This window comes from Streptomyces sp. NPDC020731 (assembly GCF_044334705.1).
GTDB lineage: Bacteria > Actinomycetota > Actinomycetes > Streptomycetales > Streptomycetaceae > Streptomyces.
The window spans coordinates 239,194-260,007 of the sequence record NZ_JBIRTN010000002.1 but is presented as its reverse complement, the minus strand read 5'-3'; the positions used below and the strand labels follow the sequence as shown (position 1 = coordinate 260,007).

At 72.0% G+C, this 20,814-nt stretch carries 16 protein-coding genes; 8 read left to right on the top strand and 8 right to left on the bottom strand.

Features of this window, described 5'->3' with window-relative positions; all coding sequences use genetic code 11:
* Positions 1-158 precede the first annotated feature (158 nt).
* The 3 genes from ACH4VX_RS03895 (at position 159) to ACH4VX_RS03885 (ending at position 6,091) form a co-directional block, all read left to right on the top strand.
* Complete coding sequence (locus ACH4VX_RS03895) at positions 159-2,843, top strand: lysylphosphatidylglycerol synthase domain-containing protein (protein WP_398365732.1); 2,685 nt, start codon at positions 159-161, stop codon at positions 2,841-2,843.
* A gap of 69 nt (positions 2,844-2,912) precedes the next feature.
* Positions 2,913-4,454 (top strand): alpha/beta hydrolase, encoded by a 1,542-nt coding sequence (locus ACH4VX_RS03890; RefSeq protein WP_398365731.1) that lies wholly within the window; start codon positions 2,913-2,915, stop codon positions 4,452-4,454.
* A 137-nt stretch (positions 4,455-4,591) separates the two neighbouring features.
* Entirely contained in the window at positions 4,592-6,091 is a 1,500-nt protein-coding gene (locus tag ACH4VX_RS03885; protein WP_398365730.1) for an alpha/beta hydrolase, read from the top strand.
* A 71-nt stretch (positions 6,092-6,162) separates the two neighbouring features.
* Here ACH4VX_RS03885 and moeZ read toward each other — a convergent pair whose 3' ends face one another.
* From moeZ to ACH4VX_RS03850, 7 genes are all read right to left on the bottom strand, one after another.
* Positions 6,163-7,341, bottom strand: a complete 1,179-nt coding sequence (moeZ, locus tag ACH4VX_RS03880; protein ID WP_398365729.1) for an adenylyltransferase/sulfurtransferase MoeZ — start codon at positions 7,339-7,341, stop codon at positions 6,163-6,165.
* A 63-nt stretch (positions 7,342-7,404) separates the two neighbouring features.
* Positions 7,405-8,160 carry a spherulation-specific family 4 protein gene (locus tag ACH4VX_RS03875; protein WP_398365728.1) on the bottom strand — a complete coding sequence of 252 codons (756 nt, stop codon included), beginning with the start codon at positions 8,158-8,160 and terminating at the stop codon, positions 7,405-7,407.
* Complete coding sequence (locus ACH4VX_RS03870) at positions 8,148-9,167, bottom strand: NAD-dependent epimerase/dehydratase family protein (RefSeq protein ID WP_398365727.1); 1,020 nt, start codon at positions 9,165-9,167, stop codon at positions 8,148-8,150. Before ACH4VX_RS03870 ends, ACH4VX_RS03875 begins: the two co-directional genes overlap by 13 nt.
* Before the next feature lie 246 nt (positions 9,168-9,413).
* Positions 9,414-10,538, bottom strand: coding sequence for a hypothetical protein (locus tag ACH4VX_RS03865; RefSeq protein WP_398365726.1), 1,125 nt, complete (start codon positions 10,536-10,538; stop codon positions 9,414-9,416).
* Entirely contained in the window at positions 10,535-12,211 is a 1,677-nt protein-coding gene (locus ACH4VX_RS03860) for a DUF3492 domain-containing protein (RefSeq protein WP_398365725.1), read from the bottom strand. Before ACH4VX_RS03860 ends, ACH4VX_RS03865 begins: the two co-directional genes overlap by 4 nt.
* A gap of 172 nt (positions 12,212-12,383) precedes the next feature.
* Positions 12,384-13,967, bottom strand: coding sequence for a DUF3152 domain-containing protein (locus tag ACH4VX_RS03855; RefSeq protein ID WP_398365724.1), 1,584 nt, complete (start codon positions 13,965-13,967; stop codon positions 12,384-12,386).
* Positions 13,968-13,975: 8 nt separating this feature from the next.
* Complete coding sequence (locus ACH4VX_RS03850; RefSeq protein ID WP_398365723.1) at positions 13,976-15,031, bottom strand: alpha/beta fold hydrolase; 1,056 nt, start codon at positions 15,029-15,031, stop codon at positions 13,976-13,978.
* Positions 15,032-15,250: 219 nt separating this feature from the next.
* Here ACH4VX_RS03850 and ACH4VX_RS03845 point away from each other — a divergent pair, with 219 nt between their 5' ends.
* From ACH4VX_RS03845 to ACH4VX_RS03830, 4 genes are all read left to right on the top strand, one after another.
* Positions 15,251-15,478, top strand: a complete 228-nt coding sequence (locus ACH4VX_RS03845; protein WP_398365722.1) for a hypothetical protein — start codon at positions 15,251-15,253, stop codon at positions 15,476-15,478.
* A gap of 199 nt (positions 15,479-15,677) precedes the next feature.
* Positions 15,678-16,322 (top strand): TetR/AcrR family transcriptional regulator, encoded by a 645-nt coding sequence (locus ACH4VX_RS03840; protein ID WP_398365721.1) that lies wholly within the window; start codon positions 15,678-15,680, stop codon positions 16,320-16,322.
* 152 nt (positions 16,323-16,474) lie between these two features.
* Entirely contained in the window at positions 16,475-16,702 is a 228-nt protein-coding gene (locus ACH4VX_RS03835; RefSeq protein ID WP_030220063.1) for a DUF3107 domain-containing protein, read from the top strand.
* 177 nt (positions 16,703-16,879) lie between these two features.
* A complete protein-coding gene (locus ACH4VX_RS03830) occupies positions 16,880-17,149 on the top strand; it encodes a hypothetical protein (protein ID WP_398365720.1) in 270 nt (89 codons plus the stop codon).
* Between the two features lie 129 nt (positions 17,150-17,278).
* On the opposite strand, the gene ACH4VX_RS03825 is transcribed toward ACH4VX_RS03830, so the two are convergent.
* Positions 17,279-18,034, bottom strand: a complete 756-nt coding sequence (locus ACH4VX_RS03825) for a ferritin-like domain-containing protein (RefSeq protein WP_398365719.1) — start codon at positions 18,032-18,034, stop codon at positions 17,279-17,281.
* 492 nt (positions 18,035-18,526) lie between these two features.
* Here ACH4VX_RS03825 and ACH4VX_RS03820 point away from each other — a divergent pair, with 492 nt between their 5' ends.
* On the top strand, positions 18,527-20,797 hold the full coding sequence (locus ACH4VX_RS03820; RefSeq protein WP_398365718.1) for a DEAD/DEAH box helicase: 2,271 nt from the start codon (positions 18,527-18,529) through the stop codon (positions 20,795-20,797).
* The last annotated feature ends 17 nt before the right edge of the window (positions 20,798-20,814 follow it).

Here is a 20,814-nt window from a genome sequence, read left to right as displayed (position 1 = left end):
AACGCGACGCGCTCGCGCGCGTGCGCACGGCTCGCCCCGGAGCGGCGCTTCGGGCAGACTGTGCCGCCCCGCATTCGGACCCTGATGCCCCCTTGTGCCGGTACGGCATGCCACCATCGTGCGGGCGGTGACTGGTGATACAAGACCGAGAAGAGACGATGAAGCAGCAGGGTGCGCACCCCGGAGGCACGGCGGGCACCCCTGACGCCTCGTCGCGCCCGGACACCGCGGACCCCGAGACGGCGCACATCGACGAGGTGGAGGGCGACGAGCCGCTGCTCCCCGCGCGGGTGCACCGCCCGTCCGACCTCATGCGGCTCCTGGCGGGCGTGCTCGCCGTCGTGGTGCTGCTGGCGATCGCCGCGTTCGCCCACGGCACCACCTCGGGCCTGGAACAGGACATCAACAAGGGCACCGGGCAAGCACCCGACCTGCTGATCAAGATCGCGGGCCTGGCCTCCAGCATCGCGATCCTCCTGGTGCCGGTGGCCTTCGCCATCGAGCGGCTGATCAAGCGGGACGGACTGCGGATCGCCGACGGCGTGCTCGCCGCCGTCCTCGCGCACGGTGTGACACTCGCCACCGACCTGTGGGTCGCGCGTGCCGCTCCGGACTCGATCCAGGAAGCACTCACCCAGCCCTCCCCCGGCGACATCCACGCCCTGACCGACCCGGTGCACGGCTATCTGGCCCCGGTGATCGCGTACATGACGGCCGTCGGGATGTCCCGCAGACCCCGGTGGCGCGCGGTGCTGTGGGTGGTACTGCTCCTCGACGCCTTCTCGATGCTCGTCACCGGGTACACGACACCGTTCTCGATCATCCTGACGGTCCTGATCGGCTGGACCGTCGCCTACGGCACCCTCTACGCGGTCGGTTCGCCCAATGTGCGCCCCACCGGCCGCACCTTGATGGCGGGCCTGCGCACCGTCGGCTTCCGCCCCGTGACCGCGTCCCGGGTGGAGTCCGGCGACGCCTCCGAGGCCGGGGACCGGGGACGCCGGTACTTCGTCACCCTGGAGGACGGTCCACCGCTGGACGTCACGGTGGTCGACCGTGAGCAGCAGGCGCAGGGGTTCTTCTACCGCGCGTGGCGCAATCTGGCCCTGCGCGGCTTCGCCACCCGCAGCAGCCTGCAGTCGCTGCGTCAGGCGCTGGAGCAGGAGGCACTGCTGGCCTACGCGGCCATCGCGGCCGGCGCCAACGCGCCCAAGCTGATCGCGACCTCCGAACTCGGCCCCGACGCGGTGATGCTCGTCTACGAGCACAGCGGCGGGTGCACCCTCGACTCGCTGCCGGACGAGGAGATCACCGACGAACTGCTGCGCGACACCTGGCACCAGGTACAGGCCCTGCAGTCCCGCCGTATCGCGCACCGCCGACTGGTGGGCGACGCCATCCTGGTGGATCGTTCCGGCACGGTGATCCTCACCGATCTGCGCGTCGGCGAGATCGCGGCCGGCGATCTGCTGCTGCGCATGGACACCTCCCAGTTGCTGGTGACGCTGGGCCTCAGGGTGGGCGCCGAACGCGCGGTGGCCTCCGCGCTGAGCGTCCTCGGCCCCGACACCGTGGCGGACTGTCTGCCGATGCTCCAGCCCATCGCGCTGAGCCGTTCCACGCGCGGGACCCTGCGCAAGCTGGCCCGGGAGCGGGCGGAACGCGAACGTGAGGCGGTCCTGGAGGCCTCCCGGCAGTCCAGGCCGGCCCGCGCGGAGCACGACGCCCACGACGCCGGCCCTGTCGTCCTCGACAAGCCCGACAAGAAGGCCGTACGCGCGGAGCAGCGGGCCGAGAAGCGGGCCATCGACGAAGCCCTGGAGGAAGCGCGCGAGGAGGACCTGCTCACCCAGATCCGGCACGAGGTGCTGCGGATCAGGCCGCAGGCCCCGGTGGAGCCGGCCCGCCTGGAGCGGGTCCGGCCGCGGACCCTGATCAGTTTCATCGCCGGTGCGATCGGCGCGTACTTCCTGTTGACGCAGCTCACCCACATCGAGTTCGGTCCGCTGATCGCCAACGCGGAGTGGGGCTGGGTGGCCGCGGCGGTGCTGTTCTCTGCGGCCAGTTACGTCGCGGCGGCCATGGCCCTGCTCGGGTTCGTACCCGAGCGGGTGCCGTTCGTGCGGACCGTGGCGGCACAGGTCGCCGGGTCGTTCGTGAAGATCGTCGCCCCGGCGGCGGTGGGCGGTGTCGCCCTGAACACGCGGTTCCTCCAGCGTGCGGGGGTGCGGCCCGGCCTCGCGGTGGCGAGCGTCGGCGCGTCACAGCTCTTCGGGCTCGGCTGCCACATCCTGATGCTGCTGTCCTTCGGTTATCTCACCGGCACCGAGAAGACGCCCTCCCTCACCCCGTCCCGCACGGTGATCGGGGGCCTGCTGACGGTGGCGGTGCTGGTGCTCGTGGTGACCTCGGTGCCGTTCCTGCGGAAATTCGTCGTCACGCGCGTGCGGTCGCTTTTCGCGGGTGTCGTGCCGCGCATGCTCGATGTGCTGCAACGGCCGCAGAAGCTGATCACCGGCATCGGCGGCATGCTGCTGCTGACGGCCTGCTTCGTGATGTGCCTGGACGCCTCGATCCGGGCGTTCGGCGACGAGACGACCTCGGTGAGCATCGCCGGCGTCGCCGTCGTCTTCCTCGCGGGCAACGCACTGGGATCGGCGGCCCCGACGCCGGGCGGTGTCGGCGCGGTCGAGGCGACCCTCACGGTCGGTCTGATCGCGATCGGGCTCCCCAAGGAGGTCGCCGCGCCGGCGGTGCTGCTCTTCCGGCTGCTGACACTCTGGCTGCCGGTGCTGCCGGGCTGGCTGGCCTTCACCCACCTCACCCGCAAGGCGGCCTTGTGAGCCGGGGCCCCTTACCTCGTACGGCCCGTGTCCCGCGCGTACCGCTCCGGGCGACCGCAGGATGGGACCATGCCCCGCCCCTTCCGTCCGCGTGCCGCCGCCCTGACCGTCTGCACCGTACTGCTGCTGGCGGGCTGCGGTGAGAACGACGACAAGGGCGAGGACCTGACGGAGCAGCGGCTCAGCTGGAAGAACTGCCCGGCTCCGTCCGAGGCGCAGGGCGGGGGCTCCGCCCCCTCGCCCCTCCCCGGCAACCGGGGCGAGTGGAGCTGCGCCACCATGAAGGCGCCGCTGGACTGGGACGACCCCGAGGGCGACACCATCGACCTCGCGTTGATCCGGGCCGGGTCGAGCGGCTCGGCGAGCGAACGCATCGGCTCCCTGATCTTCAACTTCGGCGGCCCGGGCGTCTCCGGCGTCACCACCCTGCCCGCCTTCGGCGATGTCTACGCACCCCTGCGCACCCGCTACGACCTGGTGAGCTTCGATCCCCGCGGGGTGGGCCGCAGCGCACCCGTGACCTGCCTGGACGACCAGCAGCTCGACGCGTACCTCCAGCAGGACGCCACCCCCGACGACAACGCCGAGCGCACCGAACTCGTGGACGGCACCGAGACGTTCAACGCGGCCTGCGAGAAGAACTCCGAGCGGGTGCTGCCGCACCTGCGCACCACGGACACCGCCCGTGACCTCGATCTGATGCGCCAGGTCCTCGGCGACGACACTCTCCACTACTTCGGCATCTCCTACGGCACCGAACTGGGCGGCGTCTACGCCCACCTGTTCCCGAAGAAGGTGGGCCGCGCGGTGTTCGACGCGGTCGTCGACCCCACGGAAACCGTGGAACAGGGCTCGCTCGCACAGGCGCGGGGATTCCAGCTCGCACTCGACAACTACGCCGACGACTGCGTCTCGGGGGCCGAGGAGTGTCCCGTCGGCGACAGCGCGCAGGACGTGAAGGACCGTATCGCCGAACTGCTGAAGGACCTCGACCGCACGCCCGTCCCCGGCATCCTCCCGCGCGAACTCACCCAGACCGCGGCAACCAACGGAATCGTGCAGGCGTTGTACTCGAAGGACCTCTGGAAGCTCCTCACCGACGGTCTCGAGCAGGCGTACGACGGTGACGGAACGACTCTGATGGTGTTGTCGGACGTGAACAACGGGCGCAGCGAGAACGGCGAGTACAGCAACATCATCCCGGCCAACGTGGCCATCAACTGTGCCGACGACGAACCCCGCTACACCCCCGAGGACGTGGAGCGCGGGCTGCCCGAGTTCCGGGCCGCGTCCCCGCTGTTCGGGGAGTATCTGGCGTGGGGAATGATCGGCTGCACCGACTGGGCGGTGCCCGGCGCCGCCGAGCACCCGGAGGTCCGCGCCCCCGGCGCCGCTCCGATCCTGGTGATCGGCAACACCGGTGACCCGGCCACCCCGTACGAGGGGGCACGCAGGATGGTGCGGGCGCTGGGCGAGGGCGTGGGTGTGGAACTGACGTACAAGGGGCAGGGGCACGGGGCCTACAACAGCGAGAACACGTGCGTCCAGGACGCGGTGCACGGCTATCTCCTGGACGGAAAAGCGCCGACGGACGGAACCGTCTGCTCATGAGTGAGCCTGCCACTCCGAACAAAACAGCAGGTCAGAGCGTTATCCACAGGCCGCCCCGGCGGGTGGCGGATCTGCCTACCATGGCTCGACCGCCATCCGCGGCACATGCGGACGGCCAGCGAGGGGGGAAGTGGCACATGACCCGTTTCACACGGTGGACGGCCCTGACGGTCGCCGCCGCGCTGCTGACGGCCGGCTGCAGCGGCGGCGGCTCGTCGGACGGCGACTCCGGCAACGACGGCAAGAGCGACGGGGCGGCGCTCGACTGGGGGCGCTGCAAGGCCTCCGGGGACGCCCCCGCACCGGGCGAGGACTGGCAGTGCGCCACCCTCCGGGTGCCGCTGGACTGGTCGAAGCCGGACGGCTCCACGATCGGGCTCGCCCTGATCCGGGCCAAGGCCACGGGCGACGACCGCCTCGGCTCACTGCTGTTCAACTTCGGCGGACCGGGCGGGTCCGGCGTGTCGATGATGCCGTCCTACGCGGCCACCGCCTCCGAGCTGCGCGAGCGGTACGACCTGGTGAGCTGGGATCCACGCGGGGTCGCCGCCAGCGAGGGTGTCCGCTGCCGCGACGACAGGACCATCCGGGCCGCCGAGTCGTCGGTGGACGGTACCCCGGACACACCGGCCGAGGAGCGGATGTTCCTCCAGGACGCCGCCGACTTCGGCAAGGGCTGCCAGGACGCCGCCGGGAAGCTGATGGCCCACGTCTCGACCACCGACACCGCTCGCGACATGGACCGCATCCGGCAGGCCCTCGGCGACGACCGGCTGAACTACTTCGGCATCTCCTACGGCACCGAGCTGGGCGGCGTCTACGCCCATCTCTTCCCGAAGAAGGTGGGGCGCATGACGCTCGACGCGGTGGTCGACCCGAGCGCCGACACCGTGGGCCACGCCAAGAACCAGACCCGGGGCTTCCAGACAGCCCTCGACAACTACCTGAAGTCCACCGGGCGGGACCCCGAGCAGGGTTCGCGGGAGATCGCGGAGCTGCTGGAGCGGATCGACTCCGACCCGCTGCCGACGTCGTCGTCCGGGCGCGAGCTGACGCAGACGCTGGCACTGACCGGCATCGTCCTGCCGCTGTACAGCAAGTCCAGCTGGCCGGTGCTGACCAGCGCGCTGGAGGCGGCTGAGGAGGGTGACGGCACGGAGCTGCTGGCACTGGCCGACGGCTACAACGAACGCGACGCCTCAGGGGGCTACGGCACGACGACCCACTCCCAGCGGGTCATATCGTGCCTGGACGACAAGCAGCGGCCGACCTCGGAGGAGACCAAGAAGCTGCTGCCCGAGTTCGAGGAGATCTCGCCCGTGTTCGGGTCCTTCCTCGGCTGGGACACGGCCGGCTGGTGTCACGACTGGCCGGTTCCCGGTCAGTTCGACACCCCGGAGGTGAGCGCGCCGGGCGCGGCGCCGGTCCTGGTCGTGGGCAACACCGGCGACCCGGCCACCCCGTACGAGGGTGCCCGGAAGATGGCGGACGAGCTGGGCGAGGGCGTCGGTGTGGTGCTCACCTGGAAGGGCGAGGGCCACGGTGCGTACGGCAGCGGGAGCGACTGCGTCGACTCCACGGTGGACGCGTATCTGCTGGACGGCACGGTGCCCGAGGACGGCAAGATCTGCTCATGACGACGGCGGGGGCTCCGCGCACTCGTGGTGCCCGGAGCCCCCGCGTCGGCCCGTGTTCGTGCCGGGGTCGGTCAGTAGATCGGCTTCTCCGGCTCGATCTGGTTGACCCAGCCGATCACGCCGCCGCCCACGTGGACGGCGTCGGCGAAGCCCGCGGACTTCAGAACGGCGAGGACTTCCGCACTGCGGACGCCCGTCTTGCAGTTCAAGACGATCTTCCTGTCCTGCGGCAGGCTCTCCAGGGCGTTGCCCATGAGGAACTCGTTCTTGGGGATCAGGCGGGCGCCCGGGATGGAGACGATCTCGAACTCGTTCGGCTCGCGGACGTCGATGAGCTCGATGCTCTCGCCGTCGTCGATCCACTCCTTGAGCTGCTTGGGAGTGATCGTGGAGCCGGCGGCCGCCGCCTGGGCCTCCTCGGACACGACGCCGCAGAAGGCCTCGTAGTCGATGAGCTCGGTGACGGTCGGGTTGTCGCCGCAGATCGCGCAGTCGGGGTCCTTGCGGACCTTGACCTGGCGGTACTGCATCTCCAGGGCGTCGTAGATCATGAGCCGGCCGACCAGCGGCTCACCAATGCCGGCGAGCAGCTTGATCGCCTCGTTGGCCTGGATGGAGCCGATGGACGCGCACAGCACGCCCAGGACGCCGCCCTCGGCGCAGGAGGGGACCATGCCGGGGGGCGGGGGCTCCGGGTAGAGGCAGCGGTAGCAGGGGCCGTGCTCGGACCAGAAGACCGACGCCTGGCCGTCGAAACGGTAGATCGAGCCCCATACGTACGGCTTGTTCAGCAGTACGCAGGCGTCGTTGACCAGGTAGCGGGTCGCGAAGTTGTCCGTGCCGTCGACGATCAGGTCGTACTGGCTGAACAGGTCCATCACGTTGTCGGCCTCGAGCCGCTCCTCGTGGAGGACCACGTTCACGTACGGGTTGATGCCCTTGATCGTGTCACGCGCGGACTCGGCCTTGGGCCGGCCGATGTCGGACTGGCTGTGGATGATCTGGCGCTGCAGGTTCGACTCGTCGACCTCGTCGAACTCCACGATGCCGAGCGTGCCCACGCCCGCCGCGGCCATGTACATCAGACCCGGCGAGCCCAGGCCACCAGCGCCCACAAAGAGCACCTTGGCGTTCTTCAGCCGCTTCTGCCCGTCCATACCCACGTCGGGGATGATCAGGTGGCGGGAGTACCTGCGGACCTCGTCTACGGTGAGCTCGGGGGCCGGCTCGACCAGGGGTGGCAGCGACACGGGGACTCCGTTGGTCGGTCAATCACTACGGTTGTTCCTCGCTTAACAGTGCCATGGCCTTTTTCATTCCGAGACACCCGTCCCGATAAGCGAGACGATGTCGTCCCAGTAGCCGGGCAGGGGCTCCCAGGGGGCAGTGCGGGCGCGGTGACCCGTGTGGTGCGTGTGATCCGTGAAGTAGATCGTCGCGGCGCCCTGCCAGCGGGCGATGCGCAGGGCCTCGTCCAGGTGCGGGCGGGGCACTCCGTGCACGAAGTGGCAGAAGCGTTCGGGCGGGTGGTCGGCGGTCCACTCCGCCACCTGCGACCAGCGGTAGTCGTTCCACGGGCCGGAGAAGGTGACCAGTTGGTCGGCGTGTTCGGCGTATCCCGGGTACGGATGGGTGCCGTGGCCGAGGACGATGTGGGCGTCATGGAGCCCCCGGAGCGTGCTGGTCGTGCGCCGGACCTCGGGGAGTGCGGCCCGGTCGGCGGGACAGCGGTCCAGCAGGAAGCCGTCGATCCGGTACCAGTCGATGAAGCGGTGGGCGTCCGAGATCACCTCGCCGAACGTACGGAGGCCGTACGCCGCGTCGAGGCGGCCGAGGACGCGGACACCGGCGTTGCGGAGGCGGCCGGCCGCCTCCAGGCAGTGCGGGTCGGGTCGGGTGCCGGGGCCGTCGGCCACGTCGAGGACGACCCAGTGCAAAGGGGTGCCCGGGCGGGTGAGTTCGCTCCACTCGGTCGGGGCGACGAGGGGGTGCGCGAGGCCGGGGACGCCGAAGCCCGTACGGACGCCAGTGCTCGCCGTACCGGCTTTGACGCTGGTCAGATACGGCATGCCGCCTCCATCCAGATGTCGGCGAGGGACTCCTCGAGGTTGATGCGGGGGCGCCAGCCGAGGCGGTCGCGGGCGGTGCGGACGTCGGCCTGCTGCCAGTTGCCGCAGCCGTCGGGGTACGGGAAGGCGACGGGGGTGGTGGCCGGGTGGTGGTCGGGGTCGAGGCGGGGGTGGCCGATCGTGGCGCGGATGGGAGTGGTGGGGTGAGGTGCGTGGGTGGGGTGGGGTACGTGCGGTGGGTGCAGGCCCGGGGTGGTGTCCAGTTCGTTGAGGGCGCCGCCGTAGCCGGCCACCCTGGCGAGGATCCCGGCGGCGTCGCGGAGGCGGACGGCGCGGCCCGAGCCGATGTTGATGACGCCCTGCGCGGCGGAGAGGGAGGCGGCGTGGACGGCGCGGGCCACGTCGCGGACGTCGATGAAGTCCCGCTGTGTGCCGAGACCGCCGAGCTTCAGTTCGCTGTCGCCGGACTGCATGACGCGGCGCATCGCCTCGGCGAGGCGGCCGAGGGGGGAGCCGGCGGGGGTGCCGGGGCCGACGGGTGAGAAGACCCGGAGGACCACGGCGTCCAGGCCGGAGCCGAGGACCAGCTCGGTGGCGGCGAGCTTGCTGACGCCGTAGGGGCCGCCGGGGCGGGGGACGGCGTCCTCCGCCGTGGACGAGCCGGACTGACTGGGGCCGTACTCCGAGCCGCAGCCGATCTGTACCAGCCGTGCGCCGCAGCCGCTGCGGCGGAGGGCCTCGCAGACGGTGGCCACGGCGACGGTGTTGTGCCGGGTGAGTTCGCGGGCGCCGCCTCTCGTGGCACCGGCGCAGTTGACGACCACACCGGGGTGGACGGCATCGAGGAAGCGGGTGAGGGCGCCGGGGCTGCCGGTGGCGAGGTCGAAGCGGACGTCGGCGTCGTCGCCGCGGCCGAGGGCGGTGAGCTGGACGGCGGGGTCGGCGAGGAGGCGGTCGGCTACGAAGCGGCCGATGTAGCCGTTGGCTCCGATCAGGAGGACTCTCATCGGGCGGCTCCTTCGGCGTCCGGGGTGGTCATGCGGGGTTCTCCTTCGGGTGTGTTTCCTGTGGCGCGAGCGCCTGATGCCGGTGGGTGGGGCGGGGGCGCATCAGTGCTTCCCAGCGTTTGCGGGGCGCCCTGCGTGGGTGTGGACCCGGGGGCGGTGGGGTGCCTCCCAGACCCCTGAGGCACTGGGGAGGCACGACTGCCCGCGGATCGCGGAGGGGACGGCCCGGGGCCGGTGATCGCCTCGTCACTGCGGTCGCTCCGGGGGGATGTGCGCCGAGGCTCGGGCGAGGGCGCGTGAGGCGTGGATCAGGAGGATCAACGCCGCTGCCCCGCAGGTGAGGGTGGGGAGGGCGGCGGGGCTCCAGGCCGTGGCCAGGGTTTGGACCGGTGTGGCCAGGGCGTCGCAGCCGGGCAGTCGGGCGGCGAAGAGCGTCGCCAGGGCCGTCATCTGGGCGATGGCCGTGATCGTGAGGATCACCCTCGGCGCGTGGGTGAAGCCGTGGATCGTGAGGAGGCGGGCCAGGAGGAGAAGGCCGCCCAGGGCGAGCGTCGAGGGCAGGGCGAGAGGCTCGTGGAGGAGCGCGGACGTCACCGTGAGCAGACCGGCCACCACCCCCAGGAACAGGGCGAACACGCCGATGAGCACGGGCCGCACGGAAGCCGAGAAGTCCTCCAGACCACGGCTCGACGCCAGCCTGCGGCGGACACGGGCGGCGAAGAAGTGGGCCGTCCAGGCGGCGGGCGCGCAGGACAGGGCGAGTGCCACGGCCGGGGCGATGGCCAGCGGCCAGTCCCCCTCCGCCGTGCCGTCGGGCAGGCCGTCGGGGCCGCCGGTGACCGCCGTACCGAGCAGGCCGTCGCCCAGGAGGACGTAGCCGAGGAGCCAGCAGGTCCAGGACACCGTGGCGGAGCGAGGCGGGATGTCGGCCCGGACGCTCAGCGGACCCCGGCGCAGTGCCGCGCGCAGGGCGAGGACGGTGGCCAGGATGCCGATGGCCGCCGCGTAGAGGCGGGGCCGGCCGGGGGTGAGGCGCAGGGCGATCATCGTTGCCACGCACAGGGCGCCGGGGAGCAGGGTGAGGACGGTCCAGCCGGCGCGTGCCCTCGGACTCGTGGTGACCGGAGCGGGCTGAGGTGGTGCGTCGTCGCGGGAGACCCTGGCGTAGAGCTCCTCCGCGAGGGAGAAGACGTCGCGGTGGCGGAAGCGGGCGGCGGTTCGGTCGGTGATGCCGTGGGCCTCCAGGCCCGCCGCGATCTCCAGGGGGTCCACAGCCTGTTCGCACAGGTCGCGGTGGCGGTGCAGCAGCGCCTTGACCGGGTCGGCCGCGCCGGGCTGAGCGCTGCGGTTGAGTTCGCCGAGGTCGGTCATCGGGCTGTCTCCGTCGCGGGTGCCGGGGTGTCCATGGCCCACGTGGGGACGGCGCGGGAGGCGGGGTCGGTCCAGTGGCCGGGGACGCGGGCCTCGGCGGGGGCGGCGAACGGCAGGGGGTCGCCGGTGTCGTCGAGGAGGAGACGGCGGACCGGTGTGCGCGCGACGATCTCCAGGTAGATGCCGTGGAAGGCCGAGATGTTCTGCTCGACGGTGAACAACTCGAGTGCGCGGGCGCGCGCGGCGGCACCGAGGCGTACGCGGCGCTCGGGGTCGCGCAGCAGGGAGACGCACGCCTCGGCGAGCGCCCGCGGATTGCGCGGCGGTACGACGAGACCGGTGCCACCGATGGCCTCCACGACCGCGCCGACGTCCGTGGAGACCGTCGCGCGCCCGCAGAGCATCGCCTCGACGAGGCCGGCCGGGAAGCCCTCGACGACGCTGGAGAGAACGGTCACGGCGCCCGAGGCGTACGCGTCGGCGGGGGTGGCCGGGTCCGGGCCGCCGATCTCCTCGAAGGACACCGGGTTGGTGCCCACGGAGTGCGGGCCCTCGGCCTCGTCCGGGAAGAGTTGCGTGGCCAGCGCCTCGCAGTGGCCGAGGTAGGCGGCGCCCTCCGGGCCCGACGGACCGCCGATGATCCGCAGTCGGGTCTTCGGCTCCTCCTTGCGGATCTCCACGAAGGCGTGCAGCAGCGAGACCAGGTCCTTGGCGGGCTCCACACGGCCGACCCAGACGAGGGTGTGCGGGTCCGCGCTCTCCGGGGACTCCCCCGCCTCGGCGAAGGGTGCGGCGTCCATGCCGGGGTACACCGTGCGGAGCTTCGCCCGGTCGGCGCCGCAGCGTTCCTGCCAGCGGCGGGCGTGCGTGTTGCCCGGCGTGATGAACGCGGCCCGGCGGTAGGTCTCGGCGGCGAGCCTGCCGTGGAAGGCGGCGAGCAGGGAGCGGACCGCGGGTGAGGCGTCCGGGCGGGTGAGGTAGTGCGTCCGCAGGCGTACGCCGTACTCGGTGACGAGGAGGGGGATGCCGAAGAAGTGGTGGGCGAGCAGGCCGGGAAGAGCCGCCACCCCGCCGGCGGCTGCGTGGCACAGGTCCACCGCGCCCAGCCCGTCCTCCTCGTACCAGTCGAGCGAGAGGGGGCGCAGGGCGCGCTCCAGGTGTGCGGTGACGGCCAGCAGATCGGGTACGCGGGCCTCGCGCGCCGTACGCAGGGCGCCGGGCGCGCGACAGGCGCGCTCCAGGGCACGTACGGCCGTCTCGGAGCGGAGTGCGGCCACCAGACCGCCTTCGTCGCGGGCGAGCTCGGCGAGGCCCCGGAGAGCGGTGGCGAAACGGTCCGCCTCGGCTGTCGCGGGCTGCGGGCCGGGGATGGTGGGGTCCGTCGCGGTGCAGAGGGCGGTGGCCAGTTCGCCGTAGTGCTCCGAGAAGCGCCGACGTGCGCGGCGGCCGTACACCACCCCGTCGTCCTCGGCCGTCCACAGCGGTGCGGTGCGGACCCTGCCGACCTGGGGTGGCAGCGGGACCCAGCCCGCGTCCTCCTGGACCTCACCGCTGCTGAACGCGTAGACGTCGAACTCGTGTCGGCCGAGTCCGCGCACCAAGCGGTCGCACCAGAGCCCGCCCTCACCGCCCACGTACGGATAGCCACCCTCCGTAAGCAGTCCGATGCGCACGTGTGCACCCCCGATCTCCCGTATGGGGAGCCGCCGTTGGTCCGGCGGCTCGCAGCGGGACGAAGGTATGCGGACAAGGAGGTGGCGTGATGGACGGTTGTCCATCACGCCACCAAAAGGGGTGAACGGGCGTAACTTTCCCGTGCGGGGCGCGTTTCGCCGCGCTAGGCGATCAGCTCTTCGGGTACGGCCATGCGTTCGGCCGGCAGCTGATTCCACCGTGGTCGAGGAACTTGGTCTGCTGCTGCATGACCGGGGCCAGGTCACCGTCCTTGTCGCAGGTGACGTGGTTGAAACCCAGGCGGTGGCCGATCTCGTGGTTGATCAGCATCTGGCGATAGGCGTGGATCTTGTCACCGTAGGTGTCCGCTCCCTGTGCCCAGCGGTCCGCGTTGATCATCACGCGCTCGGTGGCCGCCGAGTCACAGGAGACGTTGTCCACGGTGGTGTCCAGGCCGGACTTGGCGCACCAGGCGGCGGTCGTGTCGGGACCGGCGAGGGTGATCACGAAATCGACCTCGCCGGAGTGGACGCGCTCGAAGGTGCGCGCGCCGTTGTGCGCCCAGCTGCGGTTGTCGTTGAGCGTCTTCTGGACCGCTTCGGCGAAGAGTTCACCGTCGAGGCCGAGCCCCTGCTCCACGTCCACGCGGTAGGTGACCTTCTCCCCCTTGCCCGGAGCCTTGTCGATGCCGGGGATCGCGATGAACCTCCCCGTGCCCCCGCGCGCTGCGCTCAGCGGGTACCTCTTGTCCATCTTCTGCCGGTACGTCAGCGGTTCGGCGCTGGGCACGGAGGGCGTCTCCCGGTCGTCCCCGCGCGAGGCGGGATCCCGGACGTCGCGTGCCTGCTCGCCGGCGGCCTGCGCCTGCACGCCGGTGCTGTCGCGTTCGTCGGTGACCTGCCCGGCCACGACGACGGCCAGCACGGTCGTGACGGCGGCGGCCGCGATCCCGGTGAACGTCCGCCCCTTGCCGCTCCTGGCCGGCGCGGGCTCTCCGGTCGGCGACGCGGCGTCGTCATCGAGGCCGGCGGGGATGCCGGTGGCCGGGGCGGCGCTCCAGTCGGTGACGGCGGCGTAGGGGTCCGCGGGACCCGGCGGGCGGGATGCGGAGGCGGACGGGCGCGGGGAGAAGAGGTCGGCGCCCTCGCCGAAGGCGTCGAGGTAGTCCTGGCGCGGCCCTCCGTGAGGCGCCTGCCGCTGTCGCGGGAGGGGCACGCCCGGCCCCGTCGGCGCACCGGCCCCGGCCGCCGCACGACCGTCCAACGTGCCCCAGCCGCCCCCGGGTTCCCGCTGCTCGGGATGTCCACCACGGGCCCGGGGAACGCCACGGGCGGGAGTTCCGTCGGGCAGCCGGGGGGCCTCGTGGGCGGGAGTTCCGTCGGGCAGCCGGGGAGCCCCGTGGGCGGGAGTCCCGTCCGGGAGCCGGGGAAAGCCGTGCGCCGGGGTTCCGTCCGGCAGGCGCGGTACGCCGTGTGCGGGCGTCCCGTCCGGGAAGCGCGGCGCCCCGCCGGCCGGTGTCCCGTATCTCGCCGTTCCGTGCGCGGGAGGAGTCCCGTGCCCCTGGGCCCCGTCCAGGGGGCCCTGCTGCGGCGGAGGCGCGGGCGTCCGGCGCGGGCCCGGTCCGTTCGTCTGCCGCGGCCGGCCTGCCTGTCCGGCCCCGGACGAACCGCCCGGCGCCGGACGGTCGCCCCGTACGGCGCTCTTGTCCGCGGTGTCGCCCTTCGGGGCGGGTCCACGGCGGCTGTGGCGTCCCACGTCGCGCCTCAGCCCCTCATGTTCTCGGCGGTGGTCCCCCCACCGGTGTCGGCGGGTGGACCCGGAGCGCCCTGCGCGCCCGGCTCACCAGTATCCCCCTGATCCTCCGAATCCGTTGTATCCGCGAGGAGTTCACGGAAGGCGAGGGCCACCGTCCCGGGGTACTCCATCATCGCGACGTGCCCCGCGTCCGGAATCGTCACCAGCCGGCAGTCCCGGAAGGCGCGCGCCGACCGCTGGGCCATGCGGAAGCCGACGAGCTGGTCCCGGCCGCCGTAGACGAGCAGGGTCGGTACGAGCACCCGCTCGGCCTGGCGCCACAGTCCCTGCTGGCCACCCAGCAGGTAGGCGCTGACGAGCCCCCGCGCGGAGCGTGCCATCGCGTCCCAGAAGTACGGCAGCCGCAGCCGCCGCTCCATCTCCTGCACGGCGTTGCGGAACCCTTCCGGCGACACCCGCGCGGGGTCGCCGTAACAGAGCTGCATCACGCCCCGGACGCGCTGTTCCGCCGTCCACTCACGGGTGATCCGGGTGAACAGCGCTGCGACCCCGGGCACCGCCAGCAGTCCCGTGGGGACGGCGGTGCGCTGCACCCGCAGTTCCGGCAGGGCAGGTGACACGAGCGTGAGGGTACGGACGAGGTCGGGGCGCACGGCGGCGACACGGGTCGCGACCGCGCCGCCGAGCGAGTTGCCGAAGAGGTGCACCGGGCCGCGGCCGGTCGCGTCGAGATAGCGGATCACCGCGCGTGCGTGCGCGGTGATCGAGTAGTCGCCGTCGTCCGGGGGCGGGGAGTCACCGAAGCCCGGCAGGTCGACGGCCTCGCTGTCGACGACGTCGTCCAGCAGCGGCATGAGTGCCGACCAGTTCAGCGAGGAACCGCCGAGTCCGTGGACGTAGAGAGCGGAGGGCAGCCCTTCCCGCGCGGGTGGCCGCGACCGTACCGACAGCGTGACCCCGGGCAGCTCCACCGAGCCGAGCCGCTCGCCCTCCGCGACCCTGACCGCCGCCACCTTGGGAAGCACGTTTGCGGGCAGCGCGGACGGCAGCTCGGTCGAAGACATGCGGCAATGTTACGAGACGATCACGCAGTGGTTCATGTGTTCACCGTCACAGGCCGCCACAAGGGGCGGGTCCCGTCGTGCGCTCCCCGTCACGCCCGGTCGCGGATCGCATGGCGTCCGAATCGGGTGTCTCCTAGGCTCGTAGAGAGGGCACCCGCACAGCACCCCTGCAATCTTCAGGGGCGTTCGCAGCAGACGTTCGCAGGAAGGGAGCCCGGCATGGCCGTAGATCCGACCGACCCCGAGACGTTCGTGGAGGACGAGGACGCCCGAGAGGGCGAGGAGTTCGACGTCGAGGCACCCGAGGTCGACGCGGCCGAGCAGCGCGCGGAGGTGAAGCCGGACCGCGACGATCCGATGACCGGCGTCGATCCCGACCGCGCCAACGAGGCGGACCTGATGGAACAGGCCAGGATCGTCTCCCTCGACGAGGACGACTACCGGTGACGAGCGCACCGACAAGGACCGTCGTCGAGCAGTGAGGAGGAAACTTCTTGCCCGCTCTGACAGCTTTTGAAACCGTCCGTATGGCTTTCACCGTCGTCCGGTCCGTGAAATTCTGCGCTCTCACCGCGCACACCACGGTTACCGAAAAGTACGATGGCGGCGCGGCTCACACCGCACATGGACGACAATGGGAGGCGGCGTGACAGCCATCGAGCAGACAGACGCGGTACGCCCGAGGGGTACACGCCTGCCACGCCGTGCCCGACGGAACCAGCTGCTGGGCGCCGCCCAGGAAGTCTTCGTCGCGCAGGGCTACCACGCGGCCGCGATGGACGACATCGCCGAGCGCGCGGGTGTCAGCAAGCCGGTGCTCTACCAGCACTTCCCGGGCAAGCTCGACCTGTATCTCGCCCTGCTGGACCAGCACTGCGAGGCCCTGATCCAGTCGGTGCGCCACGCGCTGGCGTCGACGTCGGACAACAAGCAGCGCGTGCGGGCGACCATGGACGCCTACTTCGCGTACGTCGAGGACGACGGCGGGGCGTTCCGTCTGGTCTTCGAGTCGGACCTGACGAACGAGCCCGCCGTGCGCGAGCGTGTCGACAAGGTGACCAACGAGTGCGCGGAGGCGATCTGCGACGTGATCGCCGAGGACACCGGGCTGTCGCGGGCGGAGTCGACGCTGCTCGCCTCGGGGCTCGGCGGTCTCGCCCAGGTGGTGGCGCGGTCCTGGCTGCACAGCGACCGCAGCGTGCCGCGCGACCAGGCGGTGCAGCTGCTGGCCTCGCTGGCCTGGCGCGGCATCGCGGGATTCCCGCTGCACGGCAACGAGCAGCACCACTGAGGAGGCGGGCGGGCGCCGGCGGCTGTTTGTTCCCGTCGGCTGTTCGCTCCTGGCGTGGCCGGGCGCAGCGTGTACGTCCCCTCACCGGGCTAATGTGTGCTGGTACGGCGCGGAAGGTCGCGCACTTCACTGACCGTCGGAGGGACATAGCCGTGGAGGTCAAGATCGGCGTGCAGCACGCGCCCCGCGAGATCGTTCTGGAGAGCGGTCAGAGCGCCGAGGAGGTCGAGCGCGTGGTGGCCGAGGCGCTGGCCGGGAAGTCGCAGCTGCTGAGCCTCGTGGACGAGCACGGCCGCAAGATCCTGGTCCCGGCCGACCGTCTCGCCTACATCGAGATCGGCGAGCCGGCTCCGCGCAAGGTGGGCTTCGGCGCGCTGTAGGCGCGACCGGCAGTCGAGTGGTCCCGTGAAGGGCCCGGCGGTTCGAGACCGCCGGGCCCTTCACGTGTTCACGGACGGCGCACGGGTCCTCCACAGGGAGGATTGGATTCCGCAGGTCAGGGGTAAGACGGGCTACGACCGATGTGAGCAGGCCGGCCATGTGGGAGGGACCCCGACATGCTCTTGGAAGCGCTCAGCTCCGCGATCCTCGGCCTGGCTCTGGCGTGGGTGGCCGCCCGCCGCCTGCCACATCGTCTCCCCGCCCGCGCCCTGGTCCTGCCGACCGGTGTGGCCGGAGCGCTGTTCGGCGCCTTCCTCATGAACACCGCACTGGACGCCGGCAACCTGCTGACGATCCTGCTCGGCGCGGCGATCGTGTCCGTGGCGTCCCTGTCGCTGCTGCTGCGCCCGGCGGGAAGACTGCGCGGCCGGTCGGCGACCGCGTGACCGGCCGCCGTGGGTGGCGCCGGTCGTGAACCGGCCGCCGGCCGCCCGTCCGGCGGATCACGCCGCGGGCGGCGGGCCGGCGCCGTCGGTCTCCCCCGACGTGACGCACCGGGCAGGACCCGGCCGTCCTCAGGCCGCCAGACCCAGTGCCGCCATGCGCTTGGTGTGCGCCTCGGTGATCCGGGAGAACATCTTGCCGACCTCGGCGAGGTCGAACCCGTCCGCGACGCCGCCCACGAGCATGGTCGACAGCGCGTCCCGGTCGGCGACGACCCGCTGGGACTGCGACAGCGCCTCGCCCATCAGCCGCCGCGCCCACAGTGCGAGCCGTCCGCCCACGCGCGGGTCCGCGTCGATCGCGGCGCGCACCTTCTCGACGGCGAAGCCGCCGTGGCCGGTGTCGTCGAGCACGGCCAGCACCAGGGCACGGGTGTCGGAGTCCAGACGGGCCGCGACCTCGCGGTAGAAGTCGCTGGCGATGGAGTCGCCGACGTACGCCTTGACCAGCCCCTCCAGCCAGTCGGAGGGCGCCGTCTGCTTGTGGAAACCGTCGTACGCGGCGACGAACGGCTCCATCGCGAGCGTCGGCTCCTCGCCGATCCCGGCGAGCCGGTCACGCAGCCGCTCGAAGTGGTGGAACTCGGCCGACGCCATCTTCGCCAGCTCCGCCTTGTCCGCCAGCGTGGGCGCCAGCTTGGCGTCCTCCGCGAGCCGCTCGAACGCCGCCAGTTCGCCGTACGCGAGCGCGCCGAGCAGGTCCACGACAGCGGCTCGGTACTGGGGATCGGCGGAGGCGGTCGCCCAGTCCATGGCGGCGACGCCGGTGGGTCCGGCGGGGGTGTCGGAGGTGTCCGCGGCGTTGTCAGGCTTGTCAGAGCTCGTCATGAAGCGCACAATAGCCCGCTTGTCACGCCCCGGAAGGCCCCGGAAGGCCCCGGTGAATCAGTGTGACGACGACTACGTGACCAAATCGGCCATGGCGTGTGCGCGAATCCGGGGTATGGTGGTAATGCGCCTGCTGAGCACTCTGACGTACTCGACAGGCCGCATGTATGAGGATGCCCGGTCGGAGGCCCGATCGGCTCCGACCCGACAGCCCTCCTTGCCGTACGCCACGCTGCGTGCGGATTCCGGAGGGGGACCCTCAGCGGTACGAGCGCTCGAGCGTCGGCAGTGGTCCCGTGCCCTACGGCATCGCCCGTAAGGCGGCCGACGTCCCCGGCACGGTCCCTTGACACGACCCCCGCGCTCGCCTCGCACCGCGCACACAGAAGAGGCAGCACCCTGACTACGACGTTCCGAGAGCTCGGAATCCTCCCCGAGACCGCCGAGGCCCTGGAGGCCGTCGGCATCATCACCCCCTTCCCCATCCAGGAGATGACGCTCCCCGTGGCCCTGTCGGGCACGGACGTCATCGGCCAGGCCAAGACCGGCACCGGAAAGACGCTCGGCTTCGGCCTTCCGCTCCTCGAGCGCGTCACCGTCCCCGCGGATGTCGAGGCCGGCCGCGCGAAGCCCGAGGACCTCACCGACGCGCCGCAGGCGCTGGTCGTCGTCCCCACGCGCGAGCTGTGCACGCAGGTCACCAACGACCTGCTGACCGCCGGCAAGGTGCGCAATGTGCGCGTCACCGCGATCTACGGCGGCCGGGCCTACGAGCCGCAGGTCGAGGCGCTGAGGAAGGGCGTCGACGTGATCGTCGGCACCCCGGGCCGGCTGCTCGACCTCGCCGGGCAGAAGAAGCTCAACCTCAAGCATGTGAGGGCCCTCGTCCTCGACGAGGCCGACGAGATGCTCGACCTCGGCTTCCTGCCCGACGTCGAGAAGATCATCAACTTCCTTCCGGCCAAGCGCCAGACCATGCTGTTCTCGGCCACCATGCCGGGCGCGGTGATCGGTCTGGCCCGGCGCTACATGTCGCAGCCGACGCACATCCGCGCCACCGCGCCGGACGACGAGGGCGCGACGGTCGCGAACACCACGCAGTTCATCTACCGCGCGCACAACATGGACAAGCCCGAGATGGTCTCGCGGATACTGCAGGCCGACGGCCGTGGCCTGGTCATGGTCTTCTGCCGCACCAAGCGCACGGCCGCCGACCTCGCCGACCAGCTCAAGCAGCGCGGCTTCGCCTCCGGCGCGGTCCACGGCGACCTCGGCCAGGGCGCCCGTGAGCAGGCGCTGCGCGCGTTCCGCAACGGCAAGGTGGACGTGCTCGTCTGCACCGATGTCGCCGCCCGCGGCATCGACGTCGAGGGCGTGACGCACGTCATCAACTACCAGTCCCCCGAGGACGAGAAGACGTATCTGCACCGCATCGGCCGTACCGGCCGCGCGGGCGCGAAGGGTACGGCGATCACGCTGGTCGACTGGGACGACATCCCGCGTTGGCAGCTGATCAACAAGGCGCTGGACCTGGGCTTCAGTGACCCGCCGGAGACGTACTCCACCTCCCCGCACCTGTTCTCGGACCTCGGCATTCCCGAGGGCACCAAGGGCGTCCTGCCGCGCTCGGAGCGTACGCGCGCCGGGCTGGACGCGGAGGAGCTGGAGGACCTGGGCGAGCCGGGCGGGCGTGGACCGCGCGGGCGCGGTGGCCGGGGCGGGCGCGACGACTCCCGTTCCGCGGAGCGCGAGACCTCGGCCCGTACGCCGCGACGCCGTCGCCGTACGCGTGGCGGTGCGGTGCCGGACGAGGCCGCGCAGCAGTCCGTGAGCCCGGCCGTCGAAGGCGCCGGCGAGGCGGAGGCCGACGCGGTCGCCCGTACCCCGCGCCGCCGTCGCCGTATGCGCGGCGGAGTCCCGGCCGGGGCGACGACCGCGGCGGAGGCCGCCGTCGACACGGCGGAGGGCACGACGGCAGAGGGCACGACGGCGGAGGCCGTTGAGGCTCCCGCGAAGCCGCGCCGCCGCCGGACGCGCCGGAGCACGGTGGACACGACGACGGCCGTCGTCACCCCGAAGGCCGAGAAGACCACGGCGGCCGTGGCGGCCCCGGTGGTCACGGAAGCGCCGGTGGTCACGGAGTCCGAGGCTCCGGTGACCGAACCGCGCCGCACCCGCAGGACCGCGGACACCGCAGCGGTGGACACGGTGGAGGCGGCCACCGAGCCGACCGAGGCCGCGGAGACCAAACCGCGCCGCACCCGCAGGACGGCGGCCAAGGCCGAGACCGCGCTCGACACCGCCGAAGGCAGCACCGAGACGGCCGAGGCGACGGAGACCAAGCCCCGCCGCACCCGCAAGACCGCGGCCAAGAAGACCGAAGCCGTCGTCGACACCGCCGAAGCCGCCGAGGCCAAGCCGCGTCGCCGGACCCGTAAGGTCGCCGAGTCGGAGTCGGCCGTCGCCGTCGAGATTCCGGCGCAGGCGGTTCCGGAGGACGAGGCCGCGGAGGCCAAGCCGCGCCGCACCCGCAAGACCGCGGCCAAGAAGACCGAGACCGCGCTCGACACCGCCGAGGACGCCGAGGCCAAGCCCCGGCGTCGTACCCGCAAGGTCGCCGAGATTCCGGCGCAGGCCGCGGACGAGGCGAAGCCCAAGGTCCGCCGCACCCGCAAGGCGGCGGCCGTGGCCGAGCCGGAGCCGGAAGCCAAGCCCCGGCGGACCCGCAAGGCGGCAGTCGCCACGGAGTCCGCGGAAGGCTGACGCAACGAACCGACGGC